This window comes from Pseudomonas sp. GW821-FHT07G06, assembly GCF_058986625.1.
The window spans coordinates 69,434-89,704 of sequence record NZ_JBYSVW010000017.1; the positions used below are offsets into that span (position 1 = coordinate 69,434).

At 57.9% G+C, this 20,271-nt stretch carries 13 protein-coding genes and 2 pseudogenes; 2 read left to right on the plus strand and 13 right to left on the minus strand.

The genetic code is table 11. From position 1 onward, the window contains the following. Window positions 1–157: 157 nt before the first annotated feature. Window positions 158–580 (plus strand): annotated as a pseudogene (locus AC3WJW_RS24255) (transposase); the annotation flags it as partial. A 499-nt stretch (window positions 581–1,079) separates the two neighbouring features. Here the strand turns inward: AC3WJW_RS24255 and AC3WJW_RS24260 are convergent. The 4 genes and pseudogenes from AC3WJW_RS24260 to AC3WJW_RS24275 all read right to left on the minus strand — a co-directional run. Continuing rightward, window positions 1,080–1,255 (minus strand): annotated as a pseudogene (locus tag AC3WJW_RS24260) (LysR family transcriptional regulator); the annotation flags it as partial. 59 nt (window positions 1,256–1,314) lie between these two features. Next, window positions 1,315–1,692 carry a hypothetical protein gene (locus AC3WJW_RS24265; RefSeq protein WP_493727689.1) on the minus strand — a complete coding sequence of 126 codons (378 nt, stop codon included), beginning with the start codon at window positions 1,690–1,692 and terminating at the stop codon, window positions 1,315–1,317. Then, window positions 1,689–2,663: a hypothetical protein gene (locus tag AC3WJW_RS24270; protein WP_493727690.1), complete on the minus strand. Its 975-nt coding sequence runs from the start codon at window positions 2,661–2,663 to the stop codon at window positions 1,689–1,691. The genes AC3WJW_RS24265 and AC3WJW_RS24270 overlap by 4 nt, the downstream gene beginning before the upstream one ends. Before the next feature lie 9 nt (window positions 2,664–2,672). Next, window positions 2,673–3,161: an Hcp family type VI secretion system effector gene (locus AC3WJW_RS24275; protein ID WP_493727691.1), complete on the minus strand. Its 489-nt coding sequence runs from the start codon at window positions 3,159–3,161 to the stop codon at window positions 2,673–2,675. Between the two features lie 314 nt (window positions 3,162–3,475). Between AC3WJW_RS24275 and AC3WJW_RS24280 the strand changes: the two genes are divergently transcribed. Next, a complete protein-coding gene (locus AC3WJW_RS24280) occupies window positions 3,476–3,859 on the plus strand; it encodes an epoxyqueuosine reductase QueH (RefSeq protein WP_493727692.1) in 384 nt (127 codons plus the stop codon). 538 nt (window positions 3,860–4,397) lie between these two features. Here the strand turns inward: AC3WJW_RS24280 and AC3WJW_RS24285 are convergent. The 9 genes from AC3WJW_RS24285 to phaC all read right to left on the minus strand — a co-directional run bounded on the left by AC3WJW_RS24285 (window position 4,398) and on the right by phaC (window position 20,194). Further along, window positions 4,398–5,813, minus strand: a complete 1,416-nt coding sequence (locus tag AC3WJW_RS24285) for a DUF2252 domain-containing protein (protein ID WP_256358693.1) — start codon at window positions 5,811–5,813, stop codon at window positions 4,398–4,400. Between the two features lie 117 nt (window positions 5,814–5,930). Further along, a complete protein-coding gene (locus tag AC3WJW_RS24290; RefSeq protein WP_493727693.1) occupies window positions 5,931–8,357 on the minus strand; it encodes an efflux RND transporter permease subunit in 2,427 nt (808 codons plus the stop codon). 7 nt (window positions 8,358–8,364) lie between these two features. Further along, window positions 8,365–9,321 carry a WD40/YVTN/BNR-like repeat-containing protein gene (locus tag AC3WJW_RS24295; RefSeq protein ID WP_493727694.1) on the minus strand — a complete coding sequence of 319 codons (957 nt, stop codon included), beginning with the start codon at window positions 9,319–9,321 and terminating at the stop codon, window positions 8,365–8,367. Between the two features lie 68 nt (window positions 9,322–9,389). Further along, window positions 9,390–10,748, minus strand: a complete 1,359-nt coding sequence (locus tag AC3WJW_RS24300; protein WP_493727695.1) for a DUF1329 domain-containing protein — start codon at window positions 10,746–10,748, stop codon at window positions 9,390–9,392. Between the two features lie 13 nt (window positions 10,749–10,761). Beyond that, window positions 10,762–12,576 (minus strand): DUF1302 domain-containing protein, encoded by a 1,815-nt coding sequence (locus AC3WJW_RS24305; RefSeq protein ID WP_371317808.1) that lies wholly within the window; start codon window positions 12,574–12,576, stop codon window positions 10,762–10,764. Window positions 12,577–13,015: 439 nt separating this feature from the next. Further along, on the minus strand, window positions 13,016–14,575 hold the full coding sequence (locus tag AC3WJW_RS24310; RefSeq protein WP_493727696.1) for an acyl-CoA synthetase: 1,560 nt from the start codon (window positions 14,573–14,575) through the stop codon (window positions 13,016–13,018). Between the two features lie 268 nt (window positions 14,576–14,843). Further along, window positions 14,844–17,564: a LuxR C-terminal-related transcriptional regulator gene (locus AC3WJW_RS24315; protein ID WP_493727697.1), complete on the minus strand. Its 2,721-nt coding sequence runs from the start codon at window positions 17,562–17,564 to the stop codon at window positions 14,844–14,846. A gap of 29 nt (window positions 17,565–17,593) precedes the next feature. Next, window positions 17,594–18,430, minus strand: coding sequence for a poly(3-hydroxyalkanoate) depolymerase (phaZ, locus tag AC3WJW_RS24320; RefSeq protein WP_218500156.1), 837 nt, complete (start codon window positions 18,428–18,430; stop codon window positions 17,594–17,596). A gap of 87 nt (window positions 18,431–18,517) precedes the next feature. Continuing rightward, on the minus strand, window positions 18,518–20,194 hold the full coding sequence (gene phaC, locus AC3WJW_RS24325; protein ID WP_493727698.1) for a class II poly(R)-hydroxyalkanoic acid synthase: 1,677 nt from the start codon (window positions 20,192–20,194) through the stop codon (window positions 18,518–18,520). Window positions 20,195–20,271: the final 77 nt, after the last annotated feature.

Sequence of the window (20,271 nt, forward strand, 5' to 3'; positions counted from 1 at the left end):
GCCAGAAGCGGCCGATCAGCAGCAAATAGATATTTCCCCTTTTCTGTCAGTCCAGCACTACTCACTGACCAGCCAGTAGGCTTTAGCTGCTCCGCCTTGCCGAGCGTAACCGATACAGAAAGCCATCAGGTCGCTAAGCCGCTCATCAACCATAGATCGGCGAATACCGGGCGCAGGTCAGCATCTGGCGCCACGCTTACTCGCAGCCTTCGGAGAACAACGTGAGCGTTTCCATGGCGCGGACGAACTGCAAAAGTACTCCGGCATTGCCCCGGTGACGGAACGGAGTGGTAAGAAGAGCTGGGTGCATTGGCGCTGGCAATGTCCGACGTTTCTTCGTCAGACCTTCGTGGAATGGGCGGGTCAGACCATTAATAAATCCTTTTGGGCTGGAGCTTACTACCGGCAGCAACGCGCCAAAGGGAGTACCTACCAGGCTGCGGTACGCGCACTCGCGTTTAAGTGGATTCGGATTCTGTACCGGTGCTGGCAGACCAGGACACTCTACGATGAAACCACCTATTTGAATGCCTTGAGGAAGCGTGGTTCACCGCTCCTCAAGAACCTCGATTTTGGTTGACTGACTTCCTCAGGGCGTGAAGCAGCAAGTCGCGAGTGATTGGGAAATTGCACTCCACTTGACCACCCATTTGCATTCGACTTGACCAGGCATTTGCGTTCGACTTGACCACTCGCCTAGCGAATGATGGGAAGGCTACAGCAGCGCTACGGGGGGCACTACCTGGGGTGTGCCATCAGCGATACACATCCAACCCCAAGTTCTGAGTGCTGACGTCTTCTTAAACTCCTCGACCAGCTCGGCCGAAATTTCCCCTAAGTCCGTCCGTAACTCGAACTGCGGGCGCATTGCGTGCAAAACGTCAATTCCCATATCCCCCGCAAGAAGCTTGCACATCAGCCTGGTACGAAGCTTCCAAGGCAAGGTTTTTTTACGCCTTTCCGGATGCTGGTAAACCATGGTGTTCAAATGGGCGGACGCGTGGATGAGGGCCTGTGAGAACTTGGCCCATCACTGCAAGCGCGGCGTCTGTTGCCCAAGGTGCACTTAGAGTGGAACGATACCCACGAGACGTGTACTCGTGCAGTGCCCAGTTGGGCAGGCAGCTGACGCCTCTGCCGGACGCCACCAATTGCATCATCACCGTCATCTCTGAGGTTCGGACGTTGAGTGGCTCGACGTCGGCTGGTCAAGGAAACAGGTGAAGATATTCAACCTGCCTCGTTCGATGGGATATTAAATCAACGCTAACTTACGGGTCATGAGATGCCTGTCTTGCGGATGTTATTTGACGTTTAAAGCCCTAACCAATATCCAGCGACCCTTAATCCCATCATAGCTACAAAAAGAAAAATACCTATAAGCATAGGAATTATTAATAACCGCTTATAACGAGCAGGTAATCTACGCATCTCATCGATATCGACAATGCCTTTTTTTGCGCAGAGATTTGGCATCATCATCACTATCGCAATTACGCCGCCTCGAATTACTTTCCCGAGCAAACCGCCACCGGACCATGCTTCTCTAATGGTTACTACAGAAGAACAATTTGGAAGCCGACCTTCGATAACCTCAACGTAGTTATGAGCAATTATAGCAATCGCAATCAAATTGACAATCATGGGAACCATTATAAAAATACCCAATAACCCTATAGGGATACTTGTCATTTTGTAACTGCCCCATAAATATATTCTCCAATTTTTTCACCGACCCACTGGCCTCCTTCCCCGCCCACCCATCCGCCAGCGGCACCTCCTATTACAGTGCAGGCCAATGCACCTGGGCCGGTTGTAACTCCTAGCGCTACCAAACATATTCCGCCCGCTATAGGGCCGCCTAAAGCCCCGCCTCCACTGGCCCCGGTTAAACTACCCACCAGGGAACTTCCCTCAACATACTTTGCCCTTCGACACTGCTCCTCGCGTCCCACAGCACAGGCGTTTCGAATTGAAAGTGCGGTGGAGCCTACTTCAAGCGCGGTCCCAATATAAGTTCCTCTTTTTATCCAGTTAGAAGCCTTAGCCACGCCAGATACCTTGTCGGCGTATCCCGCGATTTCTCCAGCATGCATATAGCTGTTGGTTGAGAGCCCGAGCATTCTTTTCATTGAACCTTCGTTGCGCAGTCCGGCCCCGTAGGACAGAAAATTACCCAATAATTTGTCAAGTTTCATGAACAATTCAGTTCGCTTGGCATAGAAAGCATCGCGCTGGGTCATGGTGCCAGAGCCCATGTGCTCTCGATATAATTTTTCAATGTCTTGAAGCGTTTTCTTGATCTCTTCCATATGCTTGGCCCAGCCATCACTTGCTGCACCTATACCCATGGACGTGTAGGATATCGCCTGTTTGAGCAGCTCAAAATTATCAAGAAAAAAATCATCAGCTTCCACCCCGTTAGCAAGCAACGCCGTATGCACCTCGGCAGCCTTTGCCATCAGGAAAGCTTCTTGAGCTGTAGACGACGGGGTTGAAGAATCCCCCACAATCACCAGTTCACCAGCAAGAACAACTGAGCCCGAAATGTGGGAGTTGAGGGCAACAAACTTGGCTTTGACATTCTTTGGCAGCGCAAGATTGGCTTTCAGAGAGTCGAAAGTCTGCGTTCTGGAATTGATAAAGGATCGTGCTTCGGGCATGGTCTTGCCTCATGAATACTTTTTATTATTGATGCGGTCCCAACCGCCAGCCACGTTACCGCCTGCGCTGCCATCGACACGTTTCTGCAGGGTGTAAGTGGTTTTAATGCGGCCGTAATTGAGCTGTACGATTTCGATGGGTATGCCTGCGCTGGCGCTTTGTGAGTAGTCGGCGATGATGACTTCCTCGAGCACCACTTCGTAGTATTTGAGCTTGTCAGCGCCGGCGCGGCACAGCACTAGCTTCACTTCCTTGAGGTGCTGGCCCGCGCAACTGGCTTCCATCAGCTTACAGCTGGCACTGTCGAGGTATTTGGTGAAGGTGAAGTTGGTCAGGGTGGTGCGACCGGATGAAGCACCGCCCGAGGAACTAGCGGTGGCGGAGGTGCTTTGGCTAACGCCGAAGTTGTAGCCGGTGATTTCGATCCACTTGCTGTACTTCTCGTCCAGCGCTTCGCCTGGGATGTCTGCTATTTGAATGAAAGCGTCGAACGCCATATGAACCCCTCCTTGGTAATAAGTGATGCTGCCTAGAAATTTTGCGATGAATGGTTGTGACAGCAAATTTTTACGTTAGTTTCAATGGCCGAACAGTGGTTTGAAACGCAACGTCGCTGCTGAAGTGACTTTATCCTGTGGGCCTACGCAGCGCTGATCCACTTGTGCGTGGAATGGGTGCTTCCTAGCCGCAGGGAAGTAGTAAATCAGTTTGAACAGCGAAGTTATCGTATTCATCCGGCCATCACGCCTTGCGTGATTAAACCGGCCGCCAATTTTGCGGCAGCAACTGATCGGTTTCGCTCGCCCGGTTCGTGAACTGGAAAACGAGCATTGTCCTGGGGCGCGCTCACCAGCGTGGCCGATGTTTCGACATGCGCTTTGAACGTACTGCCCTGTATGCCTTTGAACATGGTTTTAGCGTGATCACCAGCTCACTGGGTATTTCCCGTTGGAAAGACATGAAGCAGATCAGCGATAGAGGCAGTCGCAGCGCGCAAAAATATCCTGGCGTCAGCTATTGGGATTACAACTGGCGCAAAGGCGGCGGTTCGGCACGGATGATCGAGATCAGCAAGCGCGAACGTTTCTGTCAGCAAGAGTACTGCCGCTGTATCTACTCACTGCGAGACACCAATCATCATCGCAAGGATCAAGGCCGAGACATCATCCGTACGGTCATTGGCTTGAGATCCTAGTAGCCACCTGGCCGATTTTCGACGATTTCAGTTTGCCTTGACCGGCTGCAAAGGGTCGAATGCAGCCGCTGAATTACCTTTGCGAAGCCCACATAGGGGTAGGAATTCGAACGCCTTTTCGCATCCTCGAGGGATTTTAAGTCCCGAAGGAAAATCAATCAGACCGCGCCTTCTAATAGATTTTTCGAGCCACAATCATCTCCTCAGCAGTCGAGGCCACGTTCGCACTATCGCAATGTGTACAGTGCGCAGCCCTTACGAAGACTATGCCCGCAGGTCTTGAAAAACGTCGACTGTAACAGGTCCATGAGTTCGAATCCCATCGCCTCCGCCATCTTTATACGACAAAGCCCTGATTATTCAGGGCTTTGTCGTTTCTGGGGTTTGGCTTACTGAACACTGCGGTGATGCCAGCATTTCCGCATCTTTTCGACGATTTCCGCCACCCGTCAACTGAAACCTGATCGCTTCCTTGCTGCTCAAAATCAATGAACATCAGCTCCCGCAAGAAGCAGCCATCGAGTGGCAACCGTTTTTATCATTCATCTTCCATGAGCGCTTTGATCCGCCCGGATCTTTCCGCAGCCAGCAACACGGCATAATCTCTCGCATTTTGATCGGCATAGATCATGGCAAATTGGCCGAGTGCCTGGTCGAAGGTGTCCGATTTACCCAGGTAGCCGCTTATGAGAGCAGCGTCCCCTGACTTGGCGTGGGCACGGGCCAGAGTAAGACCGCACCATTGGGCATACAACTTCATGCGCGGCGCCGATATGCCTTCGATCGGCACTGACATTTTCATGTCGCGCAACTGGCGAACAAAGTAATCCCGACCGTTATCGCCGCGCGTCCAGCCAAGAAAGATGTCACTCGAGGACTGCATCAGTCGCTGCCCGGTGACCACGCGCTGCCCCTGATTCTCGTAGTCGCTCTTGCCCGCATAGGGCGCCAGTACCGAGGGGCAGGCTTCCTTGAACTGCAGGAGCAACGGATGGTTTTCTGCAGAAAAGAACAGGCCGACGAAGCAGTAGGTACCGACGCTACCGATCCCGACTGCCTTTATGGCAATGTCTTCAAGGCGATAACGATCGAAGAGCACACGTCGTTCATGGGGGAGTGACAGTCGATAATCCTGCAGCGCCTGACGGGCTCGCTGCAAAAAATCCTTCTCATCCGAGTGATAAAGTATGGGGGGCTGATCGACCAAGCGCCTGCGCCCGGCCACTTCGCTGCTGATTTTGGGGTAGAGGTAATCGCCGACACGCCCCTTTGCCTTGGCAACCACTTGCTCCCGAAATTTTTTGATCTCTGCCGTGGGCGCCATGTCGATAATCGTTTGGGCATCCAGACGGTCATACCAGACATTCAGCGGGCTCATCTTCGACAGTTTGCGCAGGCGCTCACGGTAAGCACGAATGCATTCGACAGCGATCGATTCAGCCGCCTTGTCGCTATGCCGGTTATCGCGTGACGCCACGACGAAACTGATCGCCAGACGTTTAACGTCCCACTCCCAGGGAGCGGGAAGCGTTTCGTCGAAATCGTTGATGTCAAAAATCAGATTGCGCTCAGGCGTCGCGAACAACCCGAAGTTCAACAGGTGGCAATCCCCGCAGGCTTGCACCTCAATACCAGTGGTTGGGGTTGTAGCCAAGTCATGCGCCATCAAGCCCGCAGAGCCGCGTAAAAATGTGAAGGGGCTACGCAGCATGCGCCCATAGCGCACAGGGACCAGATTGGGTAACCGGTAGCGGTTTGACTCTTCCAGCAGTTCAATGGGGTCACGATGTTTACGCGGCGGTTTCCAAACGGCGTGTAACGAATGCGGCAGGCTCTCTCTCAATCGCTCACCCGCGCTCATACGCTCCTTACGCGAGCGAAAAACGGGTTCATCCATTGTGGCGGTGAGTTTGTTACCTGTTACGTTGGCTGGCTTTTTCTTACGGGGCGACATATCCACTCCTTTGCAGCAGCAAACTGGCAGATGCCCAAGCGTATCGATACAAGCGTAGCACCCCTGACTCCCCCCCAAAAAAAGACGGCCCGAAGGCCGCCAAAGTACTGCATGGAGTTAGTTTGCGGATGGCTGCGCAGGTTGCTTGCCGGCGTGCACCGGCGGTAGCAGCCATGCCGCCAGTGCCGGTAGCAACAGGATGGCGCCCCAGACGTTGACCAGGAACATGAACGCCAACAGCACGCCCATGTCGGCCTGGAACTTGAGGGTGGAAAACACCCATGTGGACACGGACACCGTCATTGTTATTGCGGTGAACAACGAGGCAGTGCCACGCTGCTTCAGCGCTTCGACAAACGCCTGACGCAGGTCTGAATGACGTGAATGCATTTCGTGCTTGATCCGCTCGAACAGGTAAATGCCGTAATCCACGCCGACCCCGACGCCCAGTGCCACCACCGGTAGCGTGTTGACCTTGAGACCAATGCCCAGCCATGCCATCAACCCGTTGCACAGCACCGTGACCAGCGCCAGTGGAAGGATGATGCACAGGGTGATACGCAGCGAGCGAAAGCTCAGCAGGCAGAGTAAGGTCACCGAGCCGAAAAGCGCGAGATTCACCCACTTGTCCGCCGCCTCGACCGCCTCATTGGTCGCGGCCATTACCCCGACATTGCCACTGGCCAGTTGAAAACGAAGGTCATCGCCGTCGTGGGTTACCTTGAACGCCTTGATCCGTTCGATGATGTTGCTGATAGTCGAGGCCTGGTGATCTTCGGTATACAGCGAGATCGGCATCGCACTGCAGGTGGAGTTCATCAGTTCATTGCCAAGACGCGTGGCGAAACCCACGCCTTGGGCAATTTGCGCCTGCTCCTCGGGAATGGTGCGCCATTTGATGAAGGTTTCCGCGTAGCCCTGGGTGATCTGCCCGACATAACCCGCCAGCCCTCGCACCGTACCGACGCCCGGGGTCTGCTTCATCTCGAATTCGAAATCTTCGACTTTGCCCAGAATGTTGCGATCAACACAGGGCGACTCGTTGCCCTTTGCCTCAACCACCACCTGCAACAGATCAACGCCGATGGCGAAGTTACGGGTGACCATCGCCACGTCCTGGTTATAACGCGAATCGGCACGCAGCTCCGGGACACCCTGCCCCGTGTCTCCCACCTTCAACTTTCCCGCCTGCCACATGCCGACACCGAGCAGAACCACCGCAATCAGGATGACCGGCACACTGCCCTTGCGGGTTGCCAATCCCCCCAGGTGCTCCCACAACCAGTCCCCAGAGGTTTCCTTGCCCCGCAGGCGCTCGGCATCCTTGGCCGAAATACGCATGTAAGACAGCAGGATCGGCAACAGCAGTTTGTTGGTGAGGATCATCAGGCTGACCCCCAACGTCGCAGTGATGGCCAGTTCCCGCACCATCTCGATCTGCACGAAGGCGATTACCAGAAACCCCAGTGCATTGGCCAGCAGCGCCATGGCACCTGGAATGAAGAGTTTCTGGAAGCAATTGCGCGAAGCGGTAATGCTGTCGTGACCATGCAACACTTCCAGTTTCCAGGCGTTGGTCATCTGCACCGCATGGGAAACACCAATGGAGAAAATCAGGAACGGCACCAAAATCGACATCGGGTCGAGCGCCAACCCCAACAGCGGCAGAAGACCCAGTAGCCATACCACCGGGACCATGGCGCAAACCAACGCCCAGGACGTCAACATCAGCGAGCCGCAATACCAATAAAGCAACAGTGCGGTGATCACGAAGGCCACGGCGAAGAACAGCAGGACCCCGGCGGCACCGTCTGCGATATCCCCGGTCGACTTGGCGAAGCCAATGATGTGCACACTGACGCCATCTTTTTCGTGCTTGGCGCGAATCGCCTCCAGGGACTGGCTGACCGCTTGCAGATCCAGGCGCAAACCGGTCTCCGGGTCCACTTCCTGCAAGTTCGCCACCACCATGGCGGCGCTCAAGTCATTGGAGACGATACGGCCGACCCAATCGGACTTCAGCACATTTTCGCGCACCGCCTTCAGTTGATCTGGAGTACCGGAGAAGTCGGCCGCAACAATATTGCCGCCCCTGAAGCCGTCTTCTACGACCTCGTTGTAGCGTACATTGGAGGTGAACAGCGAAGTGACCGAGCTACGCTCGACGCCCTTGATGTAGAAAACTTCCTCGGTGACCTGATGCAAGCTCTCCATGAATCCGGGGTCGAAGATCTCGCCCTTTTCGTTCTTCAACGCCAGCAATACTTTGTTGGCGCCGCCGAAAACCGACTGATACTTGAGAAAGGACTGCATGTACTCATGCTGCAGCGGGATCATCTTGGAAAAGCCCGCCTCCACACGCAGCCGTGTGGCGGTGAAGGTAAACAGCAGCGTCAATAGAATGAAAAAAATCAGAAGCGGGCGACGCAAGTGAAAAATCCACCAGGACACCCGACCGACCAGACTACGGGAGAAGTGGTGGCGGTCGAGCACCTGAACGTCGCCCACAAGCTCGAGCCCCTGATTGTCGTGGTACTTACTCATAGAAACCTCAATTGGCTGTCGCTTGCGTCAAGCTCAGAGACTGAACACCGGCATCGCCCACGGCCAGGGCACCGCCGGTCACCGCAACTATCTGCGAGAGCCCGCCACGGGCGGCGTGACTCAGCTCAAAGCTTTTGCCATCGTCGTTACTCAGTGCCAGCAGTCCGGCATTGCCGACCAGGGCGATACGCCCGTCAGGCAAAACCTGCCCCCCTTGCAGTGCAACCTTGGCGTCCAGGGGAATCAGCTGCCAGGTATCTCCCCGGTCGTTTGAGCGATACAGATTGCCGCGCATGCCGAAAGCCAACAGCGCACCACTTGGCGTCTGCAGTCCGCCAAAAAAAGAACCCTCGTAAGGGGATTGCAACGCTTCCCAGTTCAGCCCCAGGTCACGCGAGCGCAGCAGGGTGCCGGATTCGCCGAAAAGGAACAGGTCACCATCGACCTTCAGCACTTTGGCGATGTGCCGATCAAAGTCCTCCCCCATCACCGTTTTCTTGCTCCAGCTCAAGCCAGCGTCGACGGATTCCAGATAGTGACCGAATGCGCCATAGGCGACGAAATGCTGGCCGCCCAGGTAGGTGACACCGAGCAGCGAATCATGACCGATACCGTCCACCCCTACGGCTGTCCATTGCTGACCGCCGTCGGTGGTGCGCAACAGGGTCGCGCCATGTCCAACGGCGATACCCAGTCGGTCGTTGGCGAAAGCAAGCCCGGTCAGCGTTCGATCGGCTGGCGTATGAATGCCCTGCCAATGTTGCCCATCATCCGCGGAACGAAGGATCCAGCCGCGCTCGCCGGCACTGAACAGTTGACTGCCCACACGCTGGATATCGAGCAGGATGATTCGCTGTGAATTGATCCCGGTCTGGATCGAGCCAGGCGTCTCGGCATGTACAGCAGATGCCGCGATGAGTGCCGCCCACAACACCCTGTGAACGGACTTGCCCAAAATAGCCATTGGCCGCTCCTCTCTTGTATTTGTAATCGACGACCCGCAATCGGGTCGCCTTGAGACTGCCTGAGGGCTTAGTGACCAGCGCGACGCAGGGCATCCGGTTGGAAGTCGGCCTGACGCCCCTTGACGCCGAACTTCCAGGGTTGCTTGACCTCATTGTCCAGGCCCGAGACCATGTAGTTGCCGTTGCTCAGGTCATGGAAGATGTTGGCGCGGTACCACGGCACACCGACGTCATAGAACTGGATCGTCGGGTGCACGCCAATGCGCCATAGCTGGCCGCGAGTGTCGTAGGCGTCTTCGAGCAACACGGTCCAGCTGTCCTCGTCGAGATACATCACGCGCTTGCCGTAGATATGCTTCTGCCCGGCCTTGAGCGTGCCCTCGACGACCCACGTACGGTGGAGTTCGTAGCGCATCAGGTCGGCATTGACGGTGCCTTTTTGCAGGATGTTTTCGTATTTCAGCGACTTATCGGACAGCTTGTAGTCGTTGTACGGAACATAGATTTCCTGCTTGCCGACCAGTTTCCAGTCATAGCGGTCCGGTGCGCCGTTATAGCCGTCGTACTGGTCGGTCACCCGCATGCTCTCGGTGCCATCGCTGACGTTGTCATACGCCAGGTCCGGCGCGCGGCGCACACGACGTGCACCGGCGTTGTAGATCCAGGCCGAGCGCGCTTCCTTGACCTGGTCCACCGGTTCACGCACCAGGTAGACCGTGCCCTGCAACGTGGCCGGTTCGAGGAAGTAGCCCAGGAAGGAAAACAGGTGGTTGTCCATACTGCGATCCATGTTCTGGTCGAACACGCGGTTCTCGCGGAAACCAACCTTGTAGAACTCGCCGCTGCTACGTACCGGGAACCAGTGATAGGTCCGCTCGAAGCCACCACCCAAGTAGCGAACCAAGTGGTTCCAGATTGCTTCCTGACCGTTCTTCGGGATCGGGAACGGTATGTTAGAGCCATTGAGGTTGCTCAGACCGAAACCCTGCAACTCGACCTGAGTGGACTGAGTCTTGGCTTTGGCGGTGACTTCAGTCGGCAGTGCGGCGGTGCGCCGGGTCTGGTAGATCGGCATCTTGAAGTTGTCATACTTCTTCAACAAAGCCAGGGTGCCGGGCGACAGCTTGTCTTTGTATTGATCGGCATTGGCCGCGGTGATCACCATCTGCGGCTTGTCTTGCGGGAACGGATCAACGTAGCCCTTCTCCGGACTCCAGCCTGCCGGAGGCGCCGTCAGGCCGCCCTGCCAGGCTGGAATGCTGCCATCGGCATTGCCGGCCTTCTCGGCGCCAACCGGAGTGAGGTCGCTACCAAGGCGCGCCGCCTCTGCATCGGTCAATTTGGCGAAAGCGTCGTTCCCGCCAAGCAACAGTGCGATGGCAATAGCCAGGGCACGCGGGGTGTGGCAAGTCTTTATTGTTTTCATGCCTTGTTCCTCATCAGAACTTGTAGCTGTAATTCATCGAGTAGTAGTCCCGGTCACGCAACGGGTCGTACTTGGCGTCGTTGTTGTACGTCACATAGTTGAACTCCAGGCTGTGGGCCTTCAGGTAGTCGAAACGAACGCCGGCACCGACGGTAAACCGGCCTTCGTTGAACTGACCGTCCATCGAAACCCCTTCCACGTCCTGCCCCAGAAACAAACTCGGGTAAGTGCTGACGCCTACGCCCAACAGGTCCGGGTACTCCAGTTGCCCTCGCAATCTGTAGCCCCAGGCGAAGTCGGTGATGTAACCGTCGTTCTTGCAGCCGTCGGGTTGCGGGTTGGTCGCAGTGCCGCAGAGGTTCCCGCCATAGCTGGGCGCCGAACCCGGGCCAAAGATGAAACCGCGACCGTAACGAATGTCGCTGTCACCCTGAGGGATGTCGTTCCACTGGAAGGCAACTTCACCGGCCACCTGCAGGCTCGATGCGCCCAGAACGTTGGGGAACAGGTTGATGCCGTTGATCTGCAGCTGGGTTTTATCGAAGCGGTCATACCCGGTGATATAGGCGTTCGGGCCAGCGGCTCGCGCGCCCGCGCCTTGCGGTCCCACCCCTTGGGCAGCGGCGGCAAGCAGGTCGTTGCCGTTACGTTGTACCGGCGTGTTTGGCGAGTAGCTCAGTTCCGCACCGACCGACCAACTGGCCAGCGTAGTAGCGGCGCTCAGGCCATACAGGTGGATGTCTTCGGGATACTCCCAGAAGGCAGTCGTCGAGGTCGCACCGAACGGCAGATTTTCATGGACCTGCACCGGGTTGAGGAAGGGTGCTCGCGCCCCGGCGGGAATTCGGCCCCAATCGCCGCTTTGGGCGGAAATGATCGGCGTACGCGAGTGGATGGTCATGGCGTAGGCACCGAGCTCGGTGTCTATCGATTCGACCAGATAGTGCAGCGCCACACCCCATTGCCCCGAATCCCGGGCTTCATCGCCAGTGCTCAGGGGGACGTTCATGCCATTGCGAAAGCCGACCGGGTTGCTGACGTTAGGCAGCGACGTGGCCATGGTGCAACCACCCGGATGAGTCGAAATGATGGTTTCGGTGGTCGACCAGTAGTTGCCACAGCCCTCAACGGCAGTAGGCTCCCACTTGAACTGGTAGAACGCTTCCAGCGACAGCCCGTCACTCAAGCCGAAGCTGCTGGAAATCATCCACACCGGCAGCAACGCTTCCTTGACCTCGGTGCCCGGACGGCGCAGTGAAGGAACGTCGATCGGGTTGATCTGGTTGAGCCCCTGAACAAAGATGCTCTCGCCCCAATTCAGCACCTGGCGACCCAGGCGCACCTGCAGCGGGTGATCGTCCAGGTGGTAGGTGTCGTAGACGTAGGCGTCGAGCAGGTAAACGCCTTTGTTCCTTTGCAGGTCGTCAAAGCCGTTATCGGACAATGGCTTTTTCTGGTAACCATTGGCCTGGTTGCCGAAATGCACGTCTTCGTCTTCCAGCGCCTGGTCGTACCAGCCCTTCACGCGCAGCATGCCGCCCATGTCGCCGTTGTGCAGGTTCAGTTCGGTGAGGAACTTGCCGATGGTAGAAAACCGGTCGCCGCGATCGTAGTTGAGGTTGCCGCCATCGGTATTGGAACCGCCCAGGCCGTCGGTCTTGCCGATCACCTGTCCGTCGAGTCGACTGTACAACTCGTTATCACGCCCTTCGGCGCGCCAGCTGCTGCCAACGGAAAGTGTGGTGTCGAGGCTCCCCGACCAACCGCTCTCGGTATCAAAATTGAATGCCTGGGCATTGCCGGCGCCCACTCCGAGAATTCCAAGCACGACTGCCTGACCAAGCTGATGCCGGACAAAGCCTGTTTGTGGCGAACTTATTCTTATCATTGTTCACATTCCTAAATAATCCCGACGCTACGGTTCAACCCACCACTCTTTGGCTCCTGGATTCCCTGTGAAAAAACCTCCCTCCCCAACCACCCGGCCGCCAGAGACTGGCCGGACAAGTAAACATTGACTGCGCAGCGCTTAACCCTCCCGAGATGGGAGGGGGTTGGGAGGGAGGCAGGAAAGGAGGTCACACAGCACTGGCGATTGGGAAATGCAGGCGCACGCCGCTGCCGGCTGTTGCGCACAACAGCCGGGGCGAATCAAGCAGGAAGGGAGAAACAGCCGGGTCGCAAAGGCTGTCCACAAGAGCTCATCGATGACTTGGCAGTTGCCGGCTCAAGTCATCCATGGTCGATTGCGCCCGGAGATGGGTCGCTCAACCAACACGCCGCGAACTGCCCTGCCAGAACGGTTCACGCAGTTCGCTCTTGAGCACCTTGCCAGCGCCCGAGAGCGGTAACGCAGCACGGAACTCCACGCTTTTCGGCGCTTTGTAGCCAGCAATCTGACGCTTGCAATGGGCGATCAATTCTTCGCCATTCGGTTCAGTGCCAGGCTTGAGTACCACCACGGCATGCACCGCCTCGCCCCATTGCTCGCTAGGGATCCCGATCACCGCACACATGGCGATATCCGGATGGCTGCACAAGGCATTCTCGACCTCCGCCGAGAACACGTTTTCGCCACCGGTGACAATCATGTCCTTAAGGCGGTCGACAATGAAGATGTAGCCATTTTCGTCCATCCTGGCCCCGTCCCCCGTACGCAACCAGCCATCGCCAGGCAGAGCCGCCAGGGTTTGCTCGGGTTTGTTCAGGTACCCGCTCATTGCATTCGGGCCCCGAACGACGATTTCACCGATGCTGCCACGTGGCACCTCACAGCCATCGTCGTCGACGATCTTGACTTCCACCGCCCGGGTGGCACGACCACAGGAGCGCAGCATGCCGGCAGCGGCGGCCGCCGCGGTGTGCTGAGCCGGGCCGAGCAGCGAAACGATGGGCGACATCTCCGTCTGGCCATAAGCCTGGAACAGCTGCAGTTGCGGCAGCATGGCCTGCAGGCTCCACAGCGTCTGCTCCTGAATGGGCGAAGCGCCGTACACCAGGTGCTGCAACGAGGACAGGTCGTAATTGTCCACCTCGGGATGATTGATCAACAACTGAATCATGGTCGGCACCAGCATGGCCACCTGAATGCCGTGACGCTGAATCGCCGCCATCGCTTCGGCCGGCTGGAACGCCGGCAGAATGACGTGAGTCGCGCCTTCGAGCACACCGACATAACCGGTGGACATGTCCGCCAGATGGAACATCGGTGCTGCGCGCAGCATGACCGAATCAGGCGGTACCAGGCCCTCGACATCCAGCGCAATCTGGCTGCTCCAGAAGGCCGTATGACTGATCATCACGCCCTTGGGGAAACCCGTGGTGCCGCCGGTATAGAACACACCAAGGAGTGAATCGCCGCCACGGCGGGCATCCTCCATGGGCGAGGCCCGGGCAATCAGCGTTTCGTAATCCAGCATCCCATCCGGCGTGGTGCCGTCACCGACGTAGATGACATGACGCAACGAAGGAACCTGCCTGGATAAGCGCAGACCGATGTCCTTGAAGGTCTCGTCAACCAACAGTACCGAGGTTTGCGAATCGGTCAGGGCATAAGCGTTCTCCTCCGCACTCCAGCGTGTGTTGCAAAGATTGAGAACGGCATCGGCCCAAGGTACGGCGAAGCAATATTCGAGGTAACGATCAGAGTTCAAACCCAGCATGGCGACGCAATCGCCGCTCTGTACGCCAAGCTCACGCAACGCCCCGGCCAGTCTCGCAACACGCTCGACAAACTGCTGCAGAGTACGACTGCGATCGCCGTAGATCGTCATTAATCGCTCGGGCGCGCACTGTAGATTACGGTGCAAGGGCTGAGTGAAGTACATGGTCTCTCCTGATATTGCAGCTATTGTTATTGTCCGTGCCTTGACGGCAGGAGACGGCAATGCCGGGCGCTCACCGCTTGGGGGCAGGAGCATTGCAGGTCTGGAGCCATCAGCGCTCACATGAACCCTGCATGCACGGTTTCACCACCGTTACCCGGCACCCTACCCCAAGGTGAAAACTGGTAACCCTCCCATCTAGGGAGGGGTGGTGGCGCGGTTCAACGGTTCAATACCTGGACTTTTGCAAGGATGCCAAGACTATGCTGCGCTAGTTAAGCAACCCGACTTGCCGCGCCTTGCTCACTGCATCCTCGCGAGAAAAGGCACCCAACTTGCCGAAGATATTCTTCAGGTGCCACTTGATGGTTCCAGGCGAAAGATCGAGGGCCTTGGCGATGCTCTTGGTTGACAGCCCACGGGCCAGATGTTCGACCACTTCAAGCTCACGGGGCGAGAGGATATCGCTGCCAGGCGCAGGCGCTCGACCACCCTCACCTGTCCCGCTCGAGACGCTCTGCGCATCGGCGCCGTGCATCAGACAGTGTTGAATGTAGTCACGCTCCAGCGCTGTCAGCGCATCGACACTCAGCGATTGCAGCAGGCGCAGCCCCGCCGCTCCTTCGTCAAGAAACACCCGGAACATCCCGTATTCGCAGGCATTGCGCAGTGCCGTGGACAGGTGGCGCTGGGCCTCCTGTGGTTCATGGAGCGCTGTCCTGGCAATAGCGACACGGATTCGCAGCACGGTGGCTGGTTGTAACTGCCCCCACTCCTGACAGACCAGTGCCCAGCTTTCTCCTACTTCGACCGCGCATCGATAGTCGCCTTCGGCCAGGGCCAAGGCCGTGTGTGCCATTGCGCTGGCCAGGGGGATCTCCGCCCAGGCACAACCGCGCTTGTCCAGGTAAGGCATGGCCAGCGCGCGCAGTCTGCGAAACAGCTCGCGCGCGCGGGCCAGATCGTGCTGATGGCAGGCGATACGTATCTGCTCGGCAAAACGCCACGCCTGCAGGCGATCAAGGCCAATGCTTTCGGCGATCTCGCCCAATCGATCGAGGGTGGCGTGGGCCGCCTCCAGCCTGCCCGCAGCACACTGCAAATGCGCCTGGGCAAGGTAGGTATACAAAATGCAGTCAGAGGTCCCCAAGACCTCGGCGACCCCGAAGCAGCCTTCAACGTAATCCCCGGCGGCTTCCAGGCTGTTCAAGTGATAGCAGGTCAACGCCAGGGTGGACTTGATGAAGATGGCGACATCCTGCGCCAGTGACTCGTTGCGCGTCACTTGCACCAGGACACCTTCGAGATCGCGGCGGGCCTGGTTCATATCGCCCTGGACAAAAAAACTGAGGCCACACAGCGCATCGAAAAACGGCCGGGCCCGAGGGCCTTGCGCGCGCCGGAGCAGACCTCGCGTGCTGTAGACCAGATCCCGTACAAACACTGTTCGACCCGCCTTGAGCAATGCCACGCCGCCAAGGGTATAGAGCATCAGCAGGTGAAAGTGGCGCTGGCTGGGCGGCTGCGCCATCAAGGGCTCGAGCAGCGCCAGTACAGCTGTCGTATCGTCCCTCCTGAGCAGGAACATGGCCCTCAGCAATTGCAATTCAGTGTCTATTTTCTGCCGGCTGACTTCCGGGTGAGCTTCGATCGAGGCGAGTGTGAGCTCGAATCTCTCCATGCGATTGCAGGTGAGTTCTGCCCAGGCAACCGCCAGGAGCAGGTCAATCTGCTTGGACCAGGCTTCACGCGGCAACTCGTCGGCCAACTGCAGCAGTTGTGCAAAATGCGCGTCACCGATCAGCGACCTCGCCGCCCGTGCCAGCAACTGCACGCTGCCCTCAAGATCCCGGGCTGCCTGAGCATGACGAATCGCCTCGACGTACAAACCATGGTCAGCAAACCATTGGCTGGCGGCGTGATTGACCCGAATCACCTCCACAACCGGCAGCTCATTGCGACGCCGCTGCAGATACCCGGAAAACATCTGGTGGAAACGGAACCACTGCAGGCGACCCTCGAGGTCGATCGGCAACAGGAACAGGTTCTGCTCGAGCAATATGTCAAGCACCGCTGCGTTCTCCGGGCTGCCTGTCAATGCGACGCACAGCTCGCGATTGAATCGTCGGCAGGTCGAAACCTGGACCATGGCAGCGATTTGCCCGACAGAAAGCACACGACTGATGCAGTCATCCAGATAGGCATCGAGACCTGATTCATCGATCGCCATGACCATGCCGCCACAGGCTCGCAGGCTCTGTTCAAAATTACCGCTGTGGCGAAGTGACAGGACACCGATCTGCAGGCCCGCGGCCCAACCGTCCGTCAGCTCATACAGACGTTGTTGCTGCTCGCCGGACAGCTTTTCGAGACCATTGAGCTCAAGCAGACTGAACTGTTCCTCGGCCGTCAGGCGCAAGTCGGCAAAATCAATCTGGGTCAACTGCCCCTTGATGCCGATCGCCAACAGATTGAGCGCCGGACGCTGGCGTGTGGTGATCACCAGATGGAAATTGTCCGGTGCCAGATCGATCAGGCGCTGGATCATCGCCAATGCCGGCTGCGCAGTGAGGAAATGCAGGTCTTCGAGGAAGAGATAAATCGATCGAGGATGCTCGTAGAGCGCATTGACCAGCAGTGACAGCAACACCTCCAGCGAACGCTGGTCAGTGCGCTCGCTCAGGCCAATGATGTCGTCGCCGACAGCCAGGCCCGCGGCCCCCAGACTGGCGACCAGATACGCCGCCCAGAGCGTCTCGTCGTCGGCCCCCAGGTTGAACCAGGCGACGTCCAGCCCCGCACCGATCAAGCGCTGGCGCCATTGCGCCGCCAGCGTGCTCTTGCCACTGCCCGCAGGTCCCAGGATCAAGGTCAACTTGCGCTCGCGCCCTGCCTCGATCAGTTCCAGCAGACGCTCGCGCGGCAGCGACCGGGGATCGATTCGGGGCGGCGACCATTTGGTGCGGATGAGTATCGTGTTGGAGGATTTCATAAGGCTAGCGAACCAATGAACTGCTCATGTCACGCTTGATGAATTCTAGCGCGCTGCCGTTCCTGCGCGAGGAAGGACGAGATGATCGGTGCAACGGTTTGCGCCCGGGCCACCAGGAACAGATGGCCATCGCCGATCACATGCAATTGCGAATTGGGAATGCGCCTGGCCAGCAGGCGCATGTTGGGCAGCGGAATGATCGGGTCGTCATCGCCGGCCAGAATCAGGGTCGGCTGATGGATCCGATGCAGCCAGTGGATGCTGGTCCAGCCCAGGCCCGCCAACAGTTGCAGGTAGTAACCGCGCCTGCCGCCGGAGCGCACCTTGCTGGCGAACGCTTGTGCCAGTGCCGGGTCATGGCGAAAAGCGCCGCCATAGATGTCCGGCGCGATCCGCGCGCCGTAGGACGGCTGGATGTAACGGCGCGGAGTGGCCATCCTCCAGAGCACTTTGGGTTTGGCCGGCAGCATCACCATGCCTGCACACGTGGCGGCCAGGATCAGTTTCTTGCAACGCTGCGGAAAATCGTGGGCGAACTGTTGTGCCAGCGCTCCGCCCCAGGACACGCCGATCACGTTGACCTGGCCAACGTCCAGATAATCGAGCATGCGCGAAACCCGTTTCGCCAGGTCAGAAAACCGGTAAGGCAAGCTCGGCAGGGAGGAGCCGCCGACGCCGGGCACGTCGAAGGCGATCACTTCCATGTCCGGATCAAGCGCCCGGACGAATGGAAACAAAAGCTCCAGGTTGGCGCCAATGCCATTGAAGACTAGCAACGGCGGCAGATCGGCCTTGCCTGGACGAATGGCAACGCGCAGATGCCCCCCCTCCAGTTCGATGGTGCGATAGACAAAGGGCTGTGACATGTTACGGAGGTTCCTTCTGCGGCGCCGGGCCAAGGGATCTGGAACGTGGACAGGACGGGACGCAAGCGCCCGTCCGGCTACAGCGAGTCAGCGCACGTGCACGTAGGTGCCAGGAGCCGCTTCAGCAGCGACGTAAGCCTTGTTGCCCAGCTTGATGGGGGCCTTCCTGCTCTGACCGGAGCGTGCTTGCAACCAGGCCAACCAGTGAGTCCACCAGGAGCCGGTCTCTTTACTGGAACCTTCCAGCCAATCCTGGGCATCAACCGGCAGGTTGCTGCCGGTCATGAAGCGGGCCTTGGGGTTACCCGGCGGGTTGAGGATGCTCTGGATATGCCCGCTGTTGGACACCACGAACTCACCCTGGCCGCCGAACAGGTGCATCGAGCGGTAGCACGCATCCCATGGGGTGATGTGGTCGGTCAGACCCGCCATGCAATAGAAATCGCTGGTGACCTGCTTGAGATCTATTGGAGTGCCGCAGACCTCCAGGGCGCCGGCACGGGCCAACGGGTTGGTCTGGTACATCTCGATGAATTCGCCGTGCAGCGCGGCCGGCAGGTTGGTGGTGTCGTTGTTCCAGTAGAGGACATCGAATGCCGGCGGCTCGTTACCGAGCAGGTAGTTGTTGATCCAGTAGCTCCATATCAGGTCGTTGGGGCGCATCCAGGCGAAGACTTTTGCCAGCTCACGACCTTCCAGCACACCCGCTTGATAGGAACGGCGCTTGGCCGCCTCCAGGGTTTTCTCATCAGCGAACAGCGAGACCTGGGTGTCGGGGCGAATATCGAGCATGCTGACCACCAGGGTGAAGGCATTCACCTTGCTCTCGCCCAGTGCCGCATAGTGGCCCAAAAGCGACGACATGGTGCTGCCTCCGGAGCACGCGCCAAAGGTGTTCAGATCAGTGCTGCCGGTAATTGCCAGCACTGCGTCGACCGCCTCTTTCAGGGCTTCGACATAGGTGGACAAGCCCCACTCGCGCTGCGCCTTGCCCGGATTGCGCCAACTGACGGCAAAGGTCTGGATGCCACTGTCGAGAAGGAAACCAATCAGGCTCTTCTCTGGCGCCAGATCAAACAGGTAGAACTTGTTGATCTGGGGCGGCACCACCAGCAACGGGCGCTCCAGCACCTGCTCGCTTCGAGGTTTGTACTGAATCAGCTCCAGCACCTCGTTTCGAAACACCACCGCGCCAGGCGTCGTGCCCAGATTGCCGCCCACCTCGAAAGCCGTCTTGTCCACCTGGCTGGGCATGCCACCGTTTTCAATCAGATCGCGGGTCAAGTGCGCGAATCCATCCAGAATGCTCTTGCCACCGGTTTCAAAGAAACGCTTGAGGGCCGCTGGGTTAGCCAGGGTGTTGGTCGGCGCCATCGCCTCGGCCAGCAGGTTGATGACGAACTGGCCACGGCTGGCATCCTGATCGCTGAGGTTGCTGCTACTGATCCAGTCGTTCATTTCCCGGCACCAGGCCAAGTAGGCCCGCATATAGCGACGATACAGCGGGTTGCCCTGCCAGGCTGGCTCATCGAAACGCTTGTCCCCCGCCGCCGGCTTGAGGTCCGAACGGTCGAGCAGGATGTTTTTCAGTTCCATGCCGAACGCAGCCATGTGCCGGGCGCTGTGCACGGGTTGCTTCAACACTTGTTGCAGGACCATGCGAGCGCTGCTGAGTATGTCGCGCCCGCGAGGGCCGAACGCTGGATTCAGGCTAAGCGTGTGCTTGGCGGCTTGCAGGGAGAGCTCTTTATCATTTTTGTCCATTGTGACACCCCATGCTTGACACTAGGTCCCTTGTTGGCTCGGGGCCTTGATCGCTTCGTGGAAGTAACTCGAATCAC